This window comes from Micromonospora antibiotica (assembly GCF_017599305.1).
Classification (GTDB): Bacteria; Actinomycetota; Actinomycetes; order Mycobacteriales; family Micromonosporaceae; genus Micromonospora; species Micromonospora antibiotica.
In genome coordinates, this window is record NZ_JAGFWR010000025.1 from 58,146 (window position 1) to 75,386 (window position 17,241).

Annotated in this window: 14 protein-coding genes; 1 reads left to right on the forward strand and 13 read right to left on the reverse strand. The window is 72.1% G+C overall.

Features of this window, described 5'->3' with window-relative positions; genetic code table 11:
• Nucleotides 1-43 precede the first annotated feature (43 nt).
• From JQN83_RS27410 to JQN83_RS27460, 11 genes are all read right to left on the reverse strand, one after another.
• A complete protein-coding gene (locus JQN83_RS27410; RefSeq protein WP_307799778.1) occupies nucleotides 44-1,102 on the reverse strand; it encodes a nitronate monooxygenase in 1,059 nt (352 codons plus the stop codon).
• Nucleotides 1,099-2,529, reverse strand: coding sequence for a lyase family protein (locus JQN83_RS27415; protein WP_208570043.1), 1,431 nt, complete (start codon nucleotides 2,527-2,529; stop codon nucleotides 1,099-1,101). The genes JQN83_RS27410 and JQN83_RS27415 overlap by 4 nt, the downstream gene beginning before the upstream one ends.
• A complete protein-coding gene (locus JQN83_RS27420; RefSeq protein ID WP_208570044.1) occupies nucleotides 2,526-4,460 on the reverse strand; it encodes an FAD/NAD(P)-binding protein in 1,935 nt (644 codons plus the stop codon). The genes JQN83_RS27415 and JQN83_RS27420 overlap by 4 nt, the downstream gene beginning before the upstream one ends.
• Nucleotides 4,447-6,528, reverse strand: coding sequence for an aminodeoxychorismate synthase component I (gene pabB / locus JQN83_RS27425; protein WP_208570045.1), 2,082 nt, complete (start codon nucleotides 6,526-6,528; stop codon nucleotides 4,447-4,449). The genes JQN83_RS27420 and pabB overlap by 14 nt, the downstream gene beginning before the upstream one ends.
• Nucleotides 6,529-6,573: 45 nt before the next feature.
• Nucleotides 6,574-7,788, reverse strand: coding sequence for a 3-deoxy-7-phosphoheptulonate synthase (locus tag JQN83_RS27430; protein ID WP_208570046.1), 1,215 nt, complete (start codon nucleotides 7,786-7,788; stop codon nucleotides 6,574-6,576).
• 181 nt (nucleotides 7,789-7,969) lie between these two features.
• A complete protein-coding gene (pdxR, locus tag JQN83_RS27435) occupies nucleotides 7,970-9,508 on the reverse strand; it encodes a MocR-like pyridoxine biosynthesis transcription factor PdxR (RefSeq protein ID WP_208570047.1) in 1,539 nt (512 codons plus the stop codon).
• Nucleotides 9,509-9,613: 105 nt separating this feature from the next.
• Entirely contained in the window at nucleotides 9,614-10,456 is an 843-nt protein-coding gene (locus JQN83_RS27440; protein ID WP_208570048.1) for a hypothetical protein, read from the reverse strand.
• Nucleotides 10,443-11,813 carry an aldehyde dehydrogenase family protein gene (locus tag JQN83_RS27445; RefSeq protein ID WP_208570049.1) on the reverse strand — a complete coding sequence of 457 codons (1,371 nt, stop codon included), beginning with the start codon at nucleotides 11,811-11,813 and terminating at the stop codon, nucleotides 10,443-10,445. The genes JQN83_RS27440 and JQN83_RS27445 overlap by 14 nt, the downstream gene beginning before the upstream one ends.
• Nucleotides 11,814-12,893 carry a class I adenylate-forming enzyme family protein gene (locus JQN83_RS27450; protein WP_208570050.1) on the reverse strand — a complete coding sequence of 360 codons (1,080 nt, stop codon included), beginning with the start codon at nucleotides 12,891-12,893 and terminating at the stop codon, nucleotides 11,814-11,816.
• A 43-nt stretch (nucleotides 12,894-12,936) separates the two neighbouring features.
• Nucleotides 12,937-13,782: an SDR family NAD(P)-dependent oxidoreductase gene (locus JQN83_RS27455; RefSeq protein ID WP_208570051.1), complete on the reverse strand. Its 846-nt coding sequence runs from the start codon at nucleotides 13,780-13,782 to the stop codon at nucleotides 12,937-12,939.
• A 50-nt stretch (nucleotides 13,783-13,832) separates the two neighbouring features.
• Complete coding sequence (locus tag JQN83_RS27460; RefSeq protein WP_208570052.1) at nucleotides 13,833-14,459, reverse strand: FMN-dependent NADH-azoreductase; 627 nt, start codon at nucleotides 14,457-14,459, stop codon at nucleotides 13,833-13,835.
• A 605-nt stretch (nucleotides 14,460-15,064) separates the two neighbouring features.
• On the opposite strand from JQN83_RS27460, the gene JQN83_RS27465 reads away from it, so the two are divergent.
• On the forward strand, nucleotides 15,065-16,351 hold the full coding sequence (locus tag JQN83_RS27465; RefSeq protein ID WP_208570053.1) for a cation:proton antiporter domain-containing protein: 1,287 nt from the start codon (nucleotides 15,065-15,067) through the stop codon (nucleotides 16,349-16,351).
• An 81-nt stretch (nucleotides 16,352-16,432) separates the two neighbouring features.
• On the opposite strand, the gene JQN83_RS27470 is transcribed toward JQN83_RS27465, so the two are convergent.
• Complete coding sequence (locus tag JQN83_RS27470) at nucleotides 16,433-16,867, reverse strand: hypothetical protein (protein ID WP_208570054.1); 435 nt, start codon at nucleotides 16,865-16,867, stop codon at nucleotides 16,433-16,435.
• Nucleotides 16,868-16,872: 5 nt separating this feature from the next.
• Nucleotides 16,873-17,232, reverse strand: coding sequence for an MmcQ/YjbR family DNA-binding protein (locus JQN83_RS27475; RefSeq protein WP_208570055.1), 360 nt, complete (start codon nucleotides 17,230-17,232; stop codon nucleotides 16,873-16,875).
• Between the last annotated feature and the right edge of the window lie 9 nt (nucleotides 17,233-17,241).

Genomic DNA, 17,241 nt, shown 5'->3' on the forward strand with positions numbered 1-17,241 from the left:
GCGGATGTCAGTGGGGTTTGCGGATGTCAGTGGGATGCAGTTGTCAGTGGGATGCGGGGCGCAGCGGGGTTGCGGCGGCCACCGCGGTGGCGAGGCGGGTGACGACCTGGCCGGCGGGTTCCGGCCGGGCCAGGCGGTAACCCACCCCGGCCCAGAGCGCCATCTCCTCGACGTCACCGCGTGCCGCCGCCGCTGCCCGCAGCGGCCTGGTCAGGTGGTGCACCTGCGGGTACCCGGCCGGTGCCGACGCGTCGAAGGCGTCGACGAACCGGTTGCGCAGGCCCCGGGCCGGGCGGCCGGAGAACGCCCGGGTGACGACCGTGCCGGGTCGCCCGGGATCGGTGAGCGCGGCCCGGTGCACCGGGTGGGTGCCGGCCTGCGGGGTCAGCAGCAGCGCGGTGCCGACCTGCACCGCCGACGCGCCGGCCGCGACCACCGCGTCGACCTCCGCCGGTCCGGTGATGCCGCCGGCGGCGATCAGCGGCACCGCGACGACCCGTCGTACCGCCCTGACCAGCTCGGCCGTGCCCGGCTGCGGGTCGGTGCGGACGTCGGGGGTGAAGCTCGCCCGGTGACCGCCGGCCCCGGCGCCCTGCACGCAGAGGGCGTCGGCGCCCACCGCGACGGCCGACTGCGCCTCCGCCACGTCGGTGACGGTGACCACCACCTGCGACCCGGTGGCGTGCAGCCGGTCCACGACCGCCCGGGGCGGGCAGCCGAAGGTGAAGCTGACCACTGGTGCCCGCGCGGCGAGCAGCACCTCGATCTTCTCCGCGAAGTGGTCGGTGTCCCGCTCGGGCGGGTTGGGCAGGGCCACCCCCCGGCGGGCGGCCAGCGGCAGCAGCGCCTGCCGGTAGCGGGCGACGGCGGCCCGGTCCACCGGCCGGGACTCCGGCACGAACACGTTGACGCCGAACGGGCCGGCGGTGGCCCGACGGACCCGGTCGATGTCGGCGGCCAGGTCCGCCGGGCGCTGGTAGCCGGCAGCCAGGAAACCGAGGCCCCCGGCGTCACTGACCGCCGCGACGAGGGCGGGCGTGCTGACGCCTCCCGCCATCGGCGCACCGACCACCGGACGCGCCAGCGGACCCGGCCGGCTCACGGCCGCCGACCCTCGGCCGGTGCCGCCGCCCGCATCCCGAACGTGCGGTGCCGGTGCAGGGCCCGGTCCACCAGCAGGTCGGCGGCGCCGACGTAGCGGGCCGGGTCGAGCAGGGTGGCGACCTCACCCGGATCCAGGACGGCGGTGACCCGGGGATCGGCCGTGACCAGGTCACGCAACGGCTGCCCGGTCTCGATGGCCCGGCCGGTCAGCGCGGTCAGCAGCTCCTTCGCCTCGACCCGGCCCAGCAGCGGGGCCAGCCGGACGGCCAACCGTTCCGAGGCCATGAACTCCCCGGCGAGGTCGAGGTTGGCGCGCATCCGGTCGGGGAACACCGTCAGCCCGGCGGCCAGTTCGGCCGCCGCGTCGGCGGCACCCCCGGTCAGCCGCAACGCCTCCCGCAACGGTTGCCACTCCGCGTGCCAGGCGCCACCGGGGCGTTCGTCCTCGGCGACGAGGCAGTGCGCGACGGTCGCGGCGAGCTGCGGCAACTGTGCCGCCGCCGCCCGGATCCGGGTCGCCAGCACCGGGTTGCGCTTGTGCGGCATCGCGGAGGACACCCCGCGCCCCGGGCGGGTCGGCTCCGCCACCTCCCCGATCTCGGTACGCGTCATGACCTGCACGTCCGCCGCCATCGCACCGAGCACGCCGGTGGTGAGACCCAACGCGCCCACGACGGCGTGCAGGGGCGTCCGCACGGTGTGCCAGGGTGTGTGCGGCTCGGCCAGGGACAGTTCCGCGGCGAAGGCGTGGATCAGTTTCTCGGCGTAGGCGTCGTCGGTGTCCCCGGCCAGTCGGGCGAACTCCAGGTAACCGCCGAGGGTGCCGGCGGCCCCGCCGAGCTGCACCGGCAACCCCTCGGCCAGCAGGGCGTGGATCGCCTGCCGGGCGTCGAGGACACCGGAGAGCCAGGTCGCCGCCTTCAGGCCGAACGTGGTCGGCACGGCGTGCTGGGTCAGGGTCCGGCCCGCCATCGCGGTGCCCCGGTGCCGGTCCGCGAGGCCGGCCAGGGCATCGGCGGTGGCCGCCAGGTCCGCGTCGACGACCCGCAGCGCCCGTTCCGCCACCAGGATCAGGGCGGTGTCCAGGATGTCCTGGCTGGTGGAGCCGCGGTGCACGTACTCCGCGGCGGCCGGGTCCAGCGCAGTGACCAGGTCGGTGAGCGCGGCGACCACCGCGACCACCGGGTTCGCCGTCTCGGTCGCCCGACGGGCGACGGTGTCCAGGTCGATCCGCCGCGCGTCGGCGACGGCGGTGATGGTGTCCGCGTGTTCCGTCGGCACCACCCCCAGCCGGGCCTGGGCCCGCACCAACGCGGCCTCGGCGTCGAGCATCGCCTGGAGCACCGCCCGGTCCCGCACGGCGTGCTCGATGGCCCGGTCGGCGCTGCTGGGACTGAGCAACCCGTGGTCGAAGCCTTCGGTCATGTCGTCACCGCTCCCGTCGTGGTGGTCGCCCGCACGGTGAGGGCGAGCACCGACAGGCTGATCGCGTCCGCGTCGCCGAGCATCACCGAGTTGACGCCCGGCCGTGCCCCCGCCGCGGTCGCCCAGTGTGCGCCCTCGGTGGGCACCCCGAAGACGAACCGGCGGGCGTGTCGTTCGCCGGCCGCCGTCACCGGGTGGAACGGCCGGCCGGTGACGGCCAGCCCACCGGTGACGTGCGGCTGCGCCTCCTGGTCGGACACCACGTGCGGGGTGCAGGAGCGGTGCGCGAGCATCCACCCCAGCAACGGATCGGCGGTACGACGCAGGTCGACCTCCGGCAGCCGCGCCTCGATCATCGCGGTCACCACGTCCCGGGCCCCCGGCGTGCGGGGGGACTCGACGAGGAACCCGCCCTGCTCGGGGCAGGGTGACACCCGCATCCCGGCCCCGACGACCCGCAACACCCCGGCGCGGATGAGCGCGGCCAACTGCTCGACCCGGTGGGCCGGCGGTCCGATGCTGAGGAAGGCGTTCATCGGGGTGTACCAGTCGTCCAGGTGGTGGCGGTGCGAGCTGCCCCGCAGGCCACCGTGGTCGACGGCGAGGCGTACCTCGTTACGCAGGTCGCGCAGGACGTCCATGGCGGCCTTCAGCGGGCCGCTGACGTTGCCCTCCTGTGCCGTGTCGGCGTCCTCCTGCAGGTAACGCAGCATCCATTCCTGCAACGCCGCCGGGTCGGCGAAGGTCTCGTCGCGGGCCGGGTCCAGCACCGCGTCCCAGTCCCACCGTTCGGTGATCCCGTAACGCTCGCGGATCTGCTCCTCCTGCCCGTCGCCCCGGGGCACGGCGAGGTATTCGGCCTCGAACCGCCGGGCCTTGCCCCGGCAGCCGCGGCGGCGCAGCACGGCCACGTAGAAGACCGTCTCCACCTCCTTGGCGATCAGCGGCCACAGGTCGGTCATGAAGTCCAACGGCGTCGCGTCCGGGGCGGTACGCAGCCGCTCCACCAGCTCCACGGTGAGCACCCGCGGTTCGTGCCGCCCGTGCGCGCCCTTCTCGTTGCGCCCCCGCGCCCGGTACGGGATGCCCCGCCGGGACCCGGCCAGCAACTGCGGTTCCAACCCGGACGGCAGGTAGGTCAACTGGCCGTCGTCGCCCCGGACGTAGCGGCCGGCGCGGCCCTCGGTGAGCAGGGCCAGGTAGTCGAAGAAGCAGAGTCCCAGCCCACGCAGGAGGGTGGGTTCGCCGGGCCGCACCATCGACAGGTCCACGTCGGCCGGGTTGGCCGGCAGGATGTAGGTGAGTCCCCGCTCGACGGCGAACTCGGCCAGCTTCTGCTCCTGCACCGTCGGGGTGACCGGGAAGTGGCCCTGCGCCAGCACCACCGCGTCCAAGCCGGGGAGCCGGTCGCCGGTCTGCAACTGCACGCACTGCCGGCCGTCGGACTCGTCCCACACCGCGACGGCGACCGTGGCGTGGGCGTGGACGCTGACGTTCGCCGGTGCCGTGGCGACCACCCGGTGGTAGACCCAGCTGAGGTAGTGGCCGAACAACCGGCGGGTGGAGTAGGTGTCGGGTCCCACCCCGCGCAGCTCCTCGGCGACGTCGGACGGGAACTGGGCGAGGTCACCCATCAGCACCTGGAAGCGGGCCCACTCGTAGAGGCTGGGGCCCTCCCGCAGCTGGCCGGCCAGCTCCACGGTCGGGTCGGTGAAGACGGTCACCTGGGAGGCCACGGTGTTCATCAGCAGCCGGTCGGACTGGTCGGCCCGCCACACCCGGCCCGCCCCCGGCGGGTACGGGTCGACGACGTCGATGCGTACCGGGCGGTCGGGGTCGGCCGCGGCGTTGGTGACCAGGCGCTCCAGCACGCACAGGCCACGCGGCCCCATGCCGACGACGCACACCGACAGCGGATCACTGGTAGACATCGACGTCCTCCTGGTAGCCGCCGCTGAGCAGCGCGCGCAACGGGGCGGCGGCCTTCAGCAGCATCTCGTCGAACTCCCCCTCCGGATCGGAGTCGAGGATGATGGCCCCGCCCGCACCGACCCGCATCCCGTCGCCGGACAGCACCGCGGTGCGGATCACGATGTTGAGGTCAGCCGTGCCGTTGCAGCTGAGGAAGCCCAGCGAGCCGGAGTAGATGCCCCGGGCGGTGGTCTCCAGCCCGTCGATGATCTCCAGCGTCCGCAGCTTGGGCGCCCCGGTCATCGAGCCGCCGGGGAAGCACGCCTCGACGCAGTCGACGGCGGTGGCTTCGGCCCGCAGTCGGCCCCGGATGGTCGAGACCAGCTGGTGCACGCTCGCGTACGACTCGGTCTGCATCAGCTTGGGGACGGTGACGCTGCCGACCTCGCACACCCGGCCGAGGTCGTTGCGGAGCAGGTCGACGATCATCAGGTTCTCGGCGCGGGTCTTGTCGCTGGTGGTCAGCTCGTCGCGCAGCGCCGCGTCGACCGTCGGGTCCGGGTCCCGGGGCGCGGTCCCCTTGATCGGCTTGGTCTCGACCACCCGGTCGGCGGTCAGCCGCAGGAAACGTTCCGGGGAGGAGCAGGCCACCTCGATGTCGCCCAGCCGCAGGTAGGCCGAGTAGGGCGCGGGGTTGTAGCGGCGCATGGCCCGGTAGAAGGCGAACCCGTCGCGGGGACGCGGCAGGCGCAGCCCGTTGGTCAGGCAGATCTCGTAGCTCTCCCCGGCGACCAGTTCCCGCTTGCAGGCGGCGATGTCGGCCAGGTACTGCTCCCGGTCCCGCTCCAGCGACGCGACCAGCGAGGTGGTGTCGACCGGCGGCGGGGTGAGCGGGGTGACCGGTCCCGCCTCGGGGATCGCGGTGAGCTGCTCGGCGACGGTCTCGACCCAGTCCTGCGCCGCGTCGTCGCTGCCCTCGCTGCCGTCGGAGAGGGCCACCAGGTAGGTCTGCCGGTCCCGGTGGTCGACCGCGACGAACCGGTCGGCGAAGATCCAGTACGCGTCCGGGGTGTCGGCGCGGTGCGGCCCGGCAGCGCCGAGGTCACCCTTCAGCTCGTAACCGAAGTAGCCGACGTAGCCGCAGGTCAGGTCGGTGGGCAGGGCCGACGAGTCGAGGTGGATGCCGGCCAGCCGCTGCTGGAGGTAGGACAGGATGGTGCCGGGCACCCGGGTCGGGGCGCCGGCCGCCGTGGTGACCTCGACCGCGTCGGTGCCGACGTAGTAGCGGACCACCTCGGACAGCGGCCCGGAGGCGTCACCGAGGTAGGAGAAGCGGGACAGCCCCTCCTCGACCCGGGCGCTGTCCAGCCAGAAGGCGTGGGTGGCGTCCCGGAACAGCCGGGTGAACGCCTGCTCGGCGTCGGTCTCCCAGCCGAGGGTACGCACGTGCAGCCGGTGCGTCGGCGCGGCGATGGGCGGCGGGGCGGCCACCTGGATGCTCTCCCGGGCCTGGTGGGCCCGGGTCAGGTCACGGAAGTTGCCGAGCAGGGTCTGCCCGTACTCGGTGCAGATCGACTCGGGGTGGAACTGGAGCCCCCACATGGGCCGGCTGACGTGCCGCAGGCCCATGATCACGCCGTCCTCGGCCCAGGCGGTCGCCACCAGCTCCGGGGGCAGGTCCGACACGCACAGCGAGTGGTACCGCACGGCGGTGAACTGCTGCGGGATGCCGGCGAACAGGCCGTCCCCGTCGTGGGTGATCGACGCCAGGTGGCCGTGCCGCGGCACGGGCGCGGAGTGGACGGCCGCGCCGTGGCCGGAGGCGATGCCCTGGTGGCCGAGGCAGACCCCGAGCACCGGCACCGGGGAGTCCGCGATGACCTGGGCGGAGAAGCCGAAGTCCTTCTCCCGGTCGGGTCGACCGGGGCCGGGCGAGATCACCACGTTGTCGAAACGACGCAGGTCCAGGGTGGCCACGGCCGGATCGTCGTGGCGGATCACGGTGGGCTCGACGCCGTTGACGACGGCGATGAGCTGGAACAGGTTGTAGGTGTAGGAGTCGTAGTTGTCGACCAGCAGGGTGCGCACTGATGCCTCCTCCGCTCGGGTCACGAAGTTGTCGGGGACGGGTGTTCAGCGGTGCATCGCGGCGACGAGCGCGTCGACGACCGCGTCGGCCTGCTCGTTGTTGAGCCGCGGGTCGCACAGCGACCGGTAGTTGCGGCCGAGCTGGCTCTCGTCGGTCACGCTCGCGCCCACGCACTCGGTGACGTCGTCCGCGGCGATCTCCAGGTGCAGGCCCGCCGGCTCCAGGCCGTGACCGCGCAGCACCTCGACGAAGGTGGTCAGCTCGCCCACGATGGCGTCCAGGTGGCGGGTCTTCACCCCACCGGCGCCGCGGACGGTGTTGCCGTGCATGGCGTCGCTCATCCAGGCGACCGGGTGGCCGGCGTCGACCACCGCCCGCACCAGGGGCGGCAGGTGATCGGCGATCCGCTGCTGACCCATCCGGCTGATCAGGGTGAGCCGGCCGGGCCGGCGGTGCGGGTCGAGCAACGCGCAGATCCGCAGCACGTCGTCGACGGTGGCGCTGGGGCCGACCTTGACCGCGACCGGGTTGCCCAACCCGGCCAGGAAGTTCAGGTGCGCATCGTCCACCCCACGGGTGCGGTCACCCACCCAGGGCAGGTGCGTCGAGCGCAGGAACCACTCGCCGGTGACCTCGTCGAGGCGGGTCAGCGCCTGCTCGTACTCGAGGATGAGCACCTCGTGGCTGGTCCATACGCCGCCGCCGGCCTGCGCCAGCTCCGCCACCACCTGCCGGGCGGTGTAGTAGCAGGACAGCAGCCGGTACGGGTCGGGCTGGCGGGCCAGCGCAGTGCCCTCCGGTTCGTTGACCATCAGCCCGCGGAACACGGGCAGCAGCTGCCCGTCGACCGCTTCGAACGGCTCGGAGCGGGGCTTGGCGAACTGGCCGCCGAGCCGTCCCAGACCGATGGTCGGGCGGTGCAGCTCACGGGTCAGGCGCTCGCCGAGCGACGTGATGGCCCGGTGTTTGGCCCGTGCCGAGGCGGTGGCGGCCATGCCGAGTGGCTCGGCACAGTCGCCGGCCTGGAGCACGAACGCCTTCCCGGCGCTGGCGAGGGCCAGTTCCTCGCGCAGCCGCCTGATCTCCTCGACGCCGGTCAGCGCGGGCAGGCCGGACAGGTAGTCGGCGACAGCGTCGAGTTCGTCCCGGTCCGGCCAGGTCGGCTGCTGCGTGATGGGCAGCGTGCGCCAGCCGGCGGGGCTCCAACTGTCGGTGGTGGGCGCCTCGGGGCGCCGTACGAGAAGCTGTGGTGATGCCATGGAAGTCTCCCCCTGTATTCTTCGGGGCGGCCCGGTCACCGAAGAGGGTGCCGCGATCCGGTACGGACCGTATCGGCGGGGAAGACGATTGGCACAGGGCCATGTTTGCCATCTCGCTAGTACCACTGGGATTGGCACCTGACTATTTGGCTACATGGCCCTTTGGCACCGACGAAACGACTTATACGCTCTTCCTCAATGCGGTACGACTACCCGGATGGGCACGGCCGGTGAATTGCTCGACAACTGTCGTCAGGCGGTTGACGCCGGCCAGGATCTTCTCGGGTGGCGTGGCCGCGTAACCGAGGACCAGCCCCCGGCCGATCCCTTCCAGCTCGTCGCCGAACGACGACAGCGGATAGACCCGCAGGCGTGCCTCCCGGCCGAGCCGGGCCAGGCGTTGCTCGTCGGCGGTCTCCGGCAGGCTGGCGACCAGGTGGGTGCCCCGCGGCGGGTTGTCGATCGTGACGAACCCGCCGAGCCTGCCGCGCAGCGCGCCGACGAGGATGTCGCCGCGTTCCCGATAGACGTCACGCATCCGCCTGACGTGCCGGGCGAGATGATTCGCCTCGATGAACTCGGCGAGCGCGGACTGGGTGAGGATGTTGAGCGAGTTGACGGTCGCCCGTTGCACCTCGGTGACGATGTCGACGAGATCCGGTGGCACCACCAGATAGGCCAGGCACAGGCCGGGAAACAGAACCTTGCTGAAGGTCCCGACGTAGATGACCCGTCCACGCTCGTCGGCCTGGTGCAGCGGTGGACCGGGATTCTCCGCCCAGAACTCACCGTCGTAGTCGTCCTCGATGATCCAGCCGTCGTTGTCACTGGCCCACGCCAACACCTCGGCCCGGCGGGCCGCGGACATCCGGACCGACAGGGGGAACTGGTTGTTGGGGGTCACCACCGCCATCCGGGCGTCCGGGTGGCGGGCCTGGCCCACCCCGATGCACATGCCCTCGGCGTCGACCGGCACCGGGCAGGTCTCGACGCCGGCGGAGTGCAGGGCACCCCGGATGGCCTGCAGGCCCGGGTCCTCGACCAGGGCCTTCTCCCCCGGTTCGAGCAGGGTCACGGCCATGACGTGCACGGCGATCTGGGCGCTCGGCTGGATGATCACCTGTTCCGGGGTGCACCGGACGCCGCGCATGAGCCCGAGCATGGCCGCGATGCCCTTGCGCAGCGGCCAGTAGCCGGCCGGGTCGCGGTGGGTGTAGAGGGCACTGGTCAGCTGATGCGACTTGCTGAACATGATCTGGCCCCAGACCTTCGACGGGAAGAGGTCCAGGGCGGGCATGCCGAGGGTGAACGGCCGGTCCGGGTAGCGCAGCTGGTCGTGCGCCGGGGTGAAGTAGGCCGATGCCTCGGCCATCCGGCGGGCGGCCCGGGTGATGCGCAGTGGCGTCCGGGTGGTCGGCCGGGGGAGCTTGGCCTCCATCTCCCGGACGCTCTGCCGGGTGGCCACCCGGGTGCCGGAGCCCACCCGGCCGTCGAGGTAGCCCTCGGCGAGCAGCCGGTCGTACGCCACGAGCACGGTGTTGCGCGAGACGCCCAACTCCTTGGCCAGGGTACGGGTGGCCGGCAGCCGGGTGCCCGGGGTGAGTTGTCCCGCCTCGATGCTCCACCGCAACTGTTCGTACAACTGTTGGTAAAGCGGTGCCGATGAATGACGGTCGATGAGGAAACCGCTTCCCGGCAGCGCGGGCGACTCACGTGGCATGCATTTGTCCCTTGCCCGATCGGGCGGGGCGGCATGGCACGTTCCGGCCCGCGCTGACGATCCATCTCCCGACCGGACCGGCTCAAGAAACGGAAATTACCATACCTACAACTTAGCTACTGGCGAGAGCGCGGCGGACCCCGCCGGCAGGACGATTCCTGACACCAGTCTGTCCAAATGGGCCGCGCTGTCCACGATGTACGGAAAGACGGTGCTCGTGTCGGCGAGTCGGCCCTCCGTGCGGGTGGGCAGGGTCACCGGCATCGCCACGTCCAGGAGGGACCGCCCGGCCGGACGGGGGGTGGTGAGATCGACGACGCCCCCCGCCGCCAGCCGGCGGTAGCTGGCGAGTTGACCGGTGAGACTGCCGAGCCCACCCGCCCCGGTCGACGGCCGACGGTCCGGCTGCCGGACGGCGGAGTCCAGGGCGAACCCGGTCAGCGCCACCACCAGGGTGGACCGCTCCGGATCCAGGTAGGCGATCTTGCAGACGTCGTCCTGGTCGGTGCAGATGTCCGGCCGGACACTGGCCTTGGCCGGCTCGGTCAGGTCGACGGTGAGCACCCGGTAGCGTGGCCGGGCGCCGGTCAACCGTTCGTGGCACTGCAACACCGCCGCACCCGTCGCGTCGGTCAGCACCACGTCCGGATCACCCAACAGGTCCGCCGACCACGGGGTCGTCGTCTGGATCGGGGTGGAGATGACCACCGCGCCGACGATCAGCCCGGCGATCAGGGCGACGAGTCCCTCCGCGCTGCCCATCGTCAGGATGGCCAGCCGGGTCTGCGTGCCGTCGCCGGACTCACCGATCCGCCCGGCCAGCGTCGCCGACTGGCGCAGCAGGTCACCGTAGGTGAGCGACGACTCGGTCTGGTTGGGCAGCTGGAACCGTACCGCCTGACCGGTCGCCCACCACCCGTCGGAGAGCAGTTCCTCAAGCCAGCGCATGATCCCTCGTTCCGGTCGACACGACGCCCTTGGACTGCAACAGGAACAGCGACAGGTTGCCCTCGTGCGGGATGCCGGGCGTGCTGTCCCAGGGCAGGGTCAGCCCGCACGTCACCTTGCGGACACTCGGGTCGGCCACCGCCGCGGCCCGCAGGTCGACGTCGTCGGTCACCAGGTTGAGCACCAGAGCGTCACCCAGGGCGGCGACGCCGTCCGCGCGCCGCCACGGGGCCACCACGACGAACGGGAACGGCAGCTCGACACCCACCGCCGGATGCCGCGGGTCGTCCGTGGACAGCACGGTGGGCAGCGGCCGGTGCGACCCGTCCGGCAGTCGCACCAGCGGGTCCGCGCCCGCCGCCGTGTGCACGGTCGCCCCGGTCGTGAGCCCGGCGAGCTGCCGGCGCAGGCCCTCGGCGCGGGTGGCGTCGACCACGGGCAGGGTGGCGTCGGACGCCGTCACCTCCGGGCTGGCCAGCGCGTCGAAACGGGCGGCGAGGGCATCGGCGACCTGCCGGGGATCACCGGTGGTCAACACCAGGGAGATGTTGTTGCACCGGGTCCCCCCGTCGTAGGCCGCGCTGACGGTGAGATGGTCGAGCACCTCGGCGGTCACCGGCCGGTCCAGCAGCACCCGGCTGCGGCCGGGCCCCCGGGTGGTGACCGTCGCGCTGTCGGCCCACCGCCGGACGGCGTCGCCGCCGCCGTAGACGATGCCCCGGTCGGCGGCTTCGAGGAGGTACTCCCCCACCGCCCGCTCGCCCGGCAGGAAGGAGATCCGGTGTTCCGCCAGGCCGGCGGCGAGCAGGGCCAGGGTCAACCGCCGGGCGGTGAAGGGTTCCCGGGTGCCGGGGCGCACCAGCACGCTGTAGCCCAGCGCCAGCGCGTGCAGCCACGAGTCGTTGGGCGCCGGGTGGTTGCTGGCCATCACGGCCGCGAAGAGCCGCCCGGCGGGCACCCAGGCCGTCTCGTAACCGTCGCCCAACCGGGACGCCGGCAGCTCCGCCCGGGTCGTGGCGGGCAGGTGGGTGAGGCTGCGCACGATGTCGGCCACGGCGTGCCGGACGGTGACCCGGGGCAGGCCGGCGGCGAGCGCGACCCGCCGCTCGTACTCCTCTGGGGTCTCCCCGTCGAGGTCGGCCGTGGCGAACAGCTCGGCGGCCCGCAGCAGCAGGTCGTGCCCGACCGGGGTGCCGTCGGCCGTCCGCCGGGCCCGGGTCACCGCCCCGACGGCCATCAGCCTCGGCACCATGCCCACCTCGCCCAGCAGGTCGCCCCGGACGTCGGCGAGCGGGGCCCGGTCGAGGCTGCGCACCGGCCGACCGCAGACGATCGGCTCCACCACGATGCCGGCCACTCAGTACACCCCCTCGATGACCCGGACGTCGCCGACCTCGGCCACGGTGCCGACCTCGGCCAGGCCGTCGACCGTGGCGTCACCGGCCGGCTCCACCCGCACGGCGGTGTCCCGCTCGATGACGTTGGGCAGGAACATCTCCTCGCTGACCAGACTCAGCCGGACCCGGCCCCGCTGACCGTAGTCCACCACCGCGCCGTGCTCGTCGACCACGTCGATCCACACCGCCTCGGCGTACGGCTCGAACACGCACAGGTGCCGGTCGTCGGGACGCCGGGGCCGTTGCGGCGCCACCCCCATCAGGGTGTTGCCGTAGATCCCCACGATCGTGGTGTCGGGGAAGAAGACCTCCTCGACCTGGCGCAGGCTCTCCGGGCTGAACGAGGTGCCGGCCCAGATGATCGTCTCGACACTCCGCTCGACGGCGGCGTGCAGCTCCGGGTCCGCGCAGATCGCCTCGATCAGCGGGGGCGTGGTGCTGAGCACCTTGACCGGTTGCGACCGCAGCACCTCGGCGGCCTGGTCCAGCAGGTGCCGCACGTACCGCTTGACCATGTCGGTCTCGCCCGCAGCCACCAGCTTCTTGACCCAGCGCGGGTCGAAGTCGACGGTGTGGAACATGCCGTTGCCGAGGGCGGCGTAGCGGGCGCAGTCGTAGGCGAAGACGTGCGGCCCGCTCGGGCCCAGGTGCAGCCAGTGCGCCGGATCGGCGATGTGGTGCGCCCGCAGCCGTTGCATCGCCCAGGACAGCAGCCGACGCCGGTAGTCCCGGTCGACGATGCGCTTGGGCGCCCCGCTGGTGCCGCCCGACTCGTACACCCGGAAGCCGGTGCCGGTCAGGCCGCGGGGGATCAGATCACCGACCGGCACGTGCCGCAACTGTTCGGTGAGGTCCGGAAACCGCACCAGGTCGGCCGCGCCGTCGATGTCGCGCAGCGGATCGAAGTCGAGCAGTCCGCGTTGACGCAGCCAGAACGCCGACCCGGTCTGCGGGTCGAAGTGCCAGTGCAGCAGCCGTCGGACCCGTTCGTCGAAGGTCTCGGCGCGGTCCTGCGCCAGCGCCGTGGTCATCGTGTCCATCTTCGCTCCTCGCCGATCGTCTGGGGAATCGCCCGGCACCGCCTCAGCGCGCGGCGGCGGCCGGCTCCGGGTAGGACATCGACAGCCCGATCTCGCGGGTGGCCTCCAGTTCCTGCGTCACCTCGGCCAGCTTCTCGCCGATCCGCTGCACGGAGTCCACGCCCAGCGGGAGCCGGAACGGCGGGTGCGGGTTGCGGCCGAGGTCGATGATGGCCGCCGCCGCCCGCTGCGGGTCCCCGGCCTGCGCGTGGTTGTGCCCGACCGACCAGCTGCGGATCCGCCCGGCGGTCTCGGCGTACTCCGGGAACTCCCGGCCGGCGAAGCGCAGCGACGAGGGGTCGAGGAAGTCGGTGCGGAACAGGCCGGGCTCGACCAGGCACACCTGGACCCCGACCGGTTCCAGCTCCACCCGCAGCGCCTCGCTGAGCCCCTCCACCGCGAACTTCGTCGCGGCGTAGACGCCCCAGCCCATCTTCGCGCTGAAGCCGAGGACCGAGCTGATGTTGACGATCCGGCCCCGGCGCTGACGGCGCAGCACGGGCAGCACGCTGCGGGTGACATTGAGCAGGCCGAAGACGTTGGCGTCGAACACCGCCCGGACCTCGGCGTCGGTGGCTTCCTCCACGGCCCCGAGCAGGCCCCGGCCGGCATTGTTGACCAGCACGTCGATGCCGCCGAAACTCTCCACCGCGGCGAGCACGGCCCGGTCGGCCTGGGACTGGTCGGTGACGTCGAGCGGGACCACGAGCAGCCGGTCGGGGTAGGGCAGGTCGGCCAGGCTGCTGGTGTTGCGGGCCGTGGCGACGACCTGCTCGCCCTGCTCCAGCAGCTGGCGGACGATCTCCAGGCCGAAGCCCCGGGAGGCGCCGGTGACGAACCAGACGGACATGCTGCTTCCCTCCTGTGGTACGGGCCGACACGTCGTCGGCCGGGGTGCGGTCAGATGGTGTGGGCGGCCTTGCGCGCGTCGTCCCGGGCCTGTTCGAGATCGGCGGCCAGGGACCGGCTGAAGTCGGTCGGGCGCAGCGCGATCTCGGTCACGGGGTCGACGCCGATGACCTGGAGCCAGTAGTTGAGGTACGAGGACTGGAAGTCGACGCCGAACTCCGGTGGACACCCGGGGGTGTAGACGCCACTGGTGTAGACGACACACGCCCGACGGCCGGTGAGCAGACCCTGGTAGCCGTGGCGCGGGTCGAGGCGGAACGTCAGTCCCGGCTGGGTGACGACATCAATGAAGTGCTTGAGCAGGTACGGGATTCCGAAGTTCCACATCGGCACGGAAAACAGATAGTGGTCAGCGTCGGTAAAGCGTCGTACGAGGTCGCGGGTCTGTTGCCACAACGCCGCCTCGTCGCCGGATCCGGCGGCACCGGAGATGGCGTTCTTCTTCGCGGCCACCGCGACGGCACCCACCGGGGGCAACGTGATCGAGGAAAGGTCGAGCACGTCGAGCTCCGCCCGGGGGTAACGCTCGCGGAATGCGTCGACAAACGCCTGGGCGACGGCCGTCGAACGGCTGGCCGGGCCGGTCGGTGAGGCGCTGACATGCAGAAGTCTGGTCACCGCCCCGACCTCCGCGGCTCGGCACCGGACAGCGCCGCCCCGGGTCGGTCGCAATGACTGCCGAGGGCTGACAAACGCGCCATGACTCCACTCTCTGTGTCGAGGGAAGAACAGAACGTCAGGAAGGCTAACCCAGCGTTAGCAGGGCAGCCAGAGCCATTCTTTGATCCGAGAGGGTGCCACTGGACGACCCCCTGCCCAGCACTCATTTCGGCGCGTGACGTTAAGGTGACGCAGGGTAGCGAGCATTGGCCCCGAAAATCGGGCCATAGACGACAATCACCGAACAGCTCTTCTGGAATGCACGATTTCAGGTTAACGAAGCGGTGTCGGTAAGCCGACCTGCCAGTTACCCGGTCGACTCGCCGCATTCTTCCGGCGACGGGACGCCCGGCGGCGACTAACCGGCACACACCTGGGGGGCGATCGCGTTTCCCACCAGCCGCTACCCCCACCACGATCAATCGGCAAATGGCACCCCCAACCCGCCGGACATGGCCGTGTCCGGCCGGGAAATCCGCTGCTACGGTCGGTGATCCGCGCCGCCGTGAACACACCGGCGCCGACCCCGGACCAGCCTTCTCCCGCCCAGATCCGGAGATCTCATGAAGTCCGTAGCCACGCCGGCCGAACTCACCGCTGCAATCGTGATGGCCGACATCGCCCTCGTCCTCCTGGTAGCCCACCTGTTCGGCGGGATCGCCCGCCGGCTGCGGCAGCCCGTGGTGATCGGCGAGATCGTCGCCGGCATCGCGCTGGGCCCCAGCCTGCTCGGTCTGCTCCCCGGCGACCTGACCACCCTGCTCTTCCCCGCCGCCGCCCGGCCCTACCTGTCGGCCATCTCGCAGGTCGGCCTCCTGCTGTTCATGTTCCTCATCGGGTGGGAGTTCGACCGGCGCATCGTCTCCCGACGCAAGAGCCTCACCGTGTCGGTGTCGGTGTGCTCCATCGCCCTGGCCTTCACCCTCGGCGTCGGCCTGGCCAACCTCATCTATCCCCGGCACGCGACGATCGCCGGCAAGCACGTGCCGTTCCTCGCGTTCGCCCTCTTCCTCGGCGCCGCCATGGCCATCACCGCGTTCCCCGTCCTGGCCCGCATCCTGCGCGACCGCGGCCTGTCCCGCACCCAGGTCGGCGTGCTGGCACTGGCCAGCGCCGCCATCGACGACGTGCTGGCCTGGTGCATCCTCGCCGTGGTCGCCGCAGTCGCCACCGCCCGCGACGCCACCGACCTCGTCCAGGTGGTCATCATGTCCGCCGGCTACGTCGCGGTCATGGCCCTCGCGGTCCGCCCCGGCCTGGCCGCCCTGATCCGCCGCATCGGACCGAACACCTACCAACTCGCGGCCATCACCGCCGCCGGGGTCTTCCTGTCCTCCTACGCCACCACCTGGATCGGCATCCACGCCATCTTCGGGGCCTTCGCATTCGGATTCGTCATGCCCCGGCACCCCGCGGAGCCGCTGACCAGACACATCCGGGTGCCGTTCGAGAACATCGGCCTGGTGCTGCTGCCGGTCTTCTTCATCGTCACCGGGCTGAGCGTCGACATCGCCGCGCTGACCCTGACCAACCTGCTCGAACTCGCCGCGATCATCCTGGTCGCCTGCGTCGGCAAGATGGCCGGCGCCGCCCTCCCCGCGCGGGCCTTCGGCCTGCCCTGGCCGCAGGCACGACGACTGGGCGTCCTGATGAACACCCGGGGGCTGACCGAACTGATCGTGCTCAACATCGGCGTCTCCCTCGGCGTCCTCGACGGACAACTGTTCACCATGATGGTCGTCATGGCACTGGTGACCACCGCGATGGCCGGCCCGCTGCTGGCGACCCGCGCACCGGCGCCCGACGAGGTACCCGCGATGGCCGCCGAACCCGTACCGGCGATCCGCTGACCCTCGGCCGCAGGGCCGGTCCGGGTGGGTGCGACGGGTCACACCCACCCGGACCGGCCCTGCGGCTCAGTCCGGCGCGGCTCAGTCCAGCGCGTAGCGCTGCCAGATCTGGTGGACCTGCTCCTCGGCGGCGGCGGGCACACCGGTGCCCGAGCTGAACACGTATCCCCAGGCGACCCCGGACGCCTCCGTCGTCAGCACCTCCGGAACGATCCGCCGCGCCACCGGCAGCAGCCCGTCCCACGCGACGTCCACGTAGTTCGTCGTCACCGTCGGGTCCCGGTCGTGCGGGCCGGGATAGGGGGCGCGGGTCACCACGGCGTGCCCGACCAGACCCCGGTGGCGACCCTGCATCAACAGCCAGGCGTCCGCCCCCACCGGGATGTTCACCCGCCGTCCCACCGTCCACGAACCGGCCAACGTGCGCTGCGGGGAGACCGTCGGCGACAGCTCCTCATAGCTCGGCGTCCACCCGTTCCACCGCTGGGGATTCCAACCCAGGATGATCGCGGCCACCGCCGTCACCGCCCCGAAGTCCGGGCGGACGTGCCGTCGTACTGCGCCACCAGCCGTTTCGGTGCCGCCCGCCGCCACCCCTCCACCACCAGCTCCCGGAGCTCGTCCGGGTCCGCCGTGGCGAGCTGCGCCCGGACCCAGCCGTACCGGCCGAAGTAGTCCGCCGGGTCGTAGGTTTCCGGGTCCGCCGCCATCAGCTCGGCCTGGTCCTCCTTCGACGCCCGGACGATCGCCACCACCCCGTCGGCGGAGGTGCTGGCGAAGATGCGTTCGCGCACCCGGAACGTGGGATGCCCCCACGTCTCCTGCTCGACCGCCTCCGGCATCGCGAGGGCGAAGTCCCTTACCTGGTCGGGTGTCAGCATTGTCGGTTC

Excerpts from the sequence above, each read along its gene's own strand:
- JQN83_RS27415 (WP_208570043.1), bottom strand. The coding sequence starts at position 2,529 with ATGACCGAAGGCTTCGACCACGGGTTGCTCAGTCCCAGCAGCGCCGAC.
- JQN83_RS27420 (WP_208570044.1), bottom strand. The coding sequence starts at position 4,460 with ATGTCTACCAGTGATCCGCTGTCGGTGTGCGTCGTCGGCATGGGGCCG.
- JQN83_RS27430 (WP_208570046.1), bottom strand. The coding sequence starts at position 7,788 with ATGGCATCACCACAGCTTCTCGTACGGCGCCCCGAGGCGCCCACCACC.
- pdxR (WP_208570047.1), bottom strand. The coding sequence starts at position 9,508 with ATGCCACGTGAGTCGCCCGCGCTGCCGGGAAGCGGTTTCCTCATCGAC.
- JQN83_RS27440 (WP_208570048.1), bottom strand. The coding sequence starts at position 10,456 with ATGCGCTGGCTTGAGGAACTGCTCTCCGACGGGTGGTGGGCGACCGGT.
- JQN83_RS27450 (WP_208570050.1), bottom strand. The coding sequence starts at position 12,893 with ATGGACACGATGACCACGGCGCTGGCGCAGGACCGCGCCGAGACCTTC.
- JQN83_RS27455 (WP_208570051.1), bottom strand. The coding sequence starts at position 13,782 with ATGTCCGTCTGGTTCGTCACCGGCGCCTCCCGGGGCTTCGGCCTGGAG.
- JQN83_RS27465 (WP_208570053.1), top strand. The coding sequence starts at position 15,065 with ATGAAGTCCGTAGCCACGCCGGCCGAACTCACCGCTGCAATCGTGATG.
- JQN83_RS27475 (WP_208570055.1), bottom strand. The coding sequence starts at position 17,232 with ATGCTGACACCCGACCAGGTAAGGGACTTCGCCCTCGCGATGCCGGAG.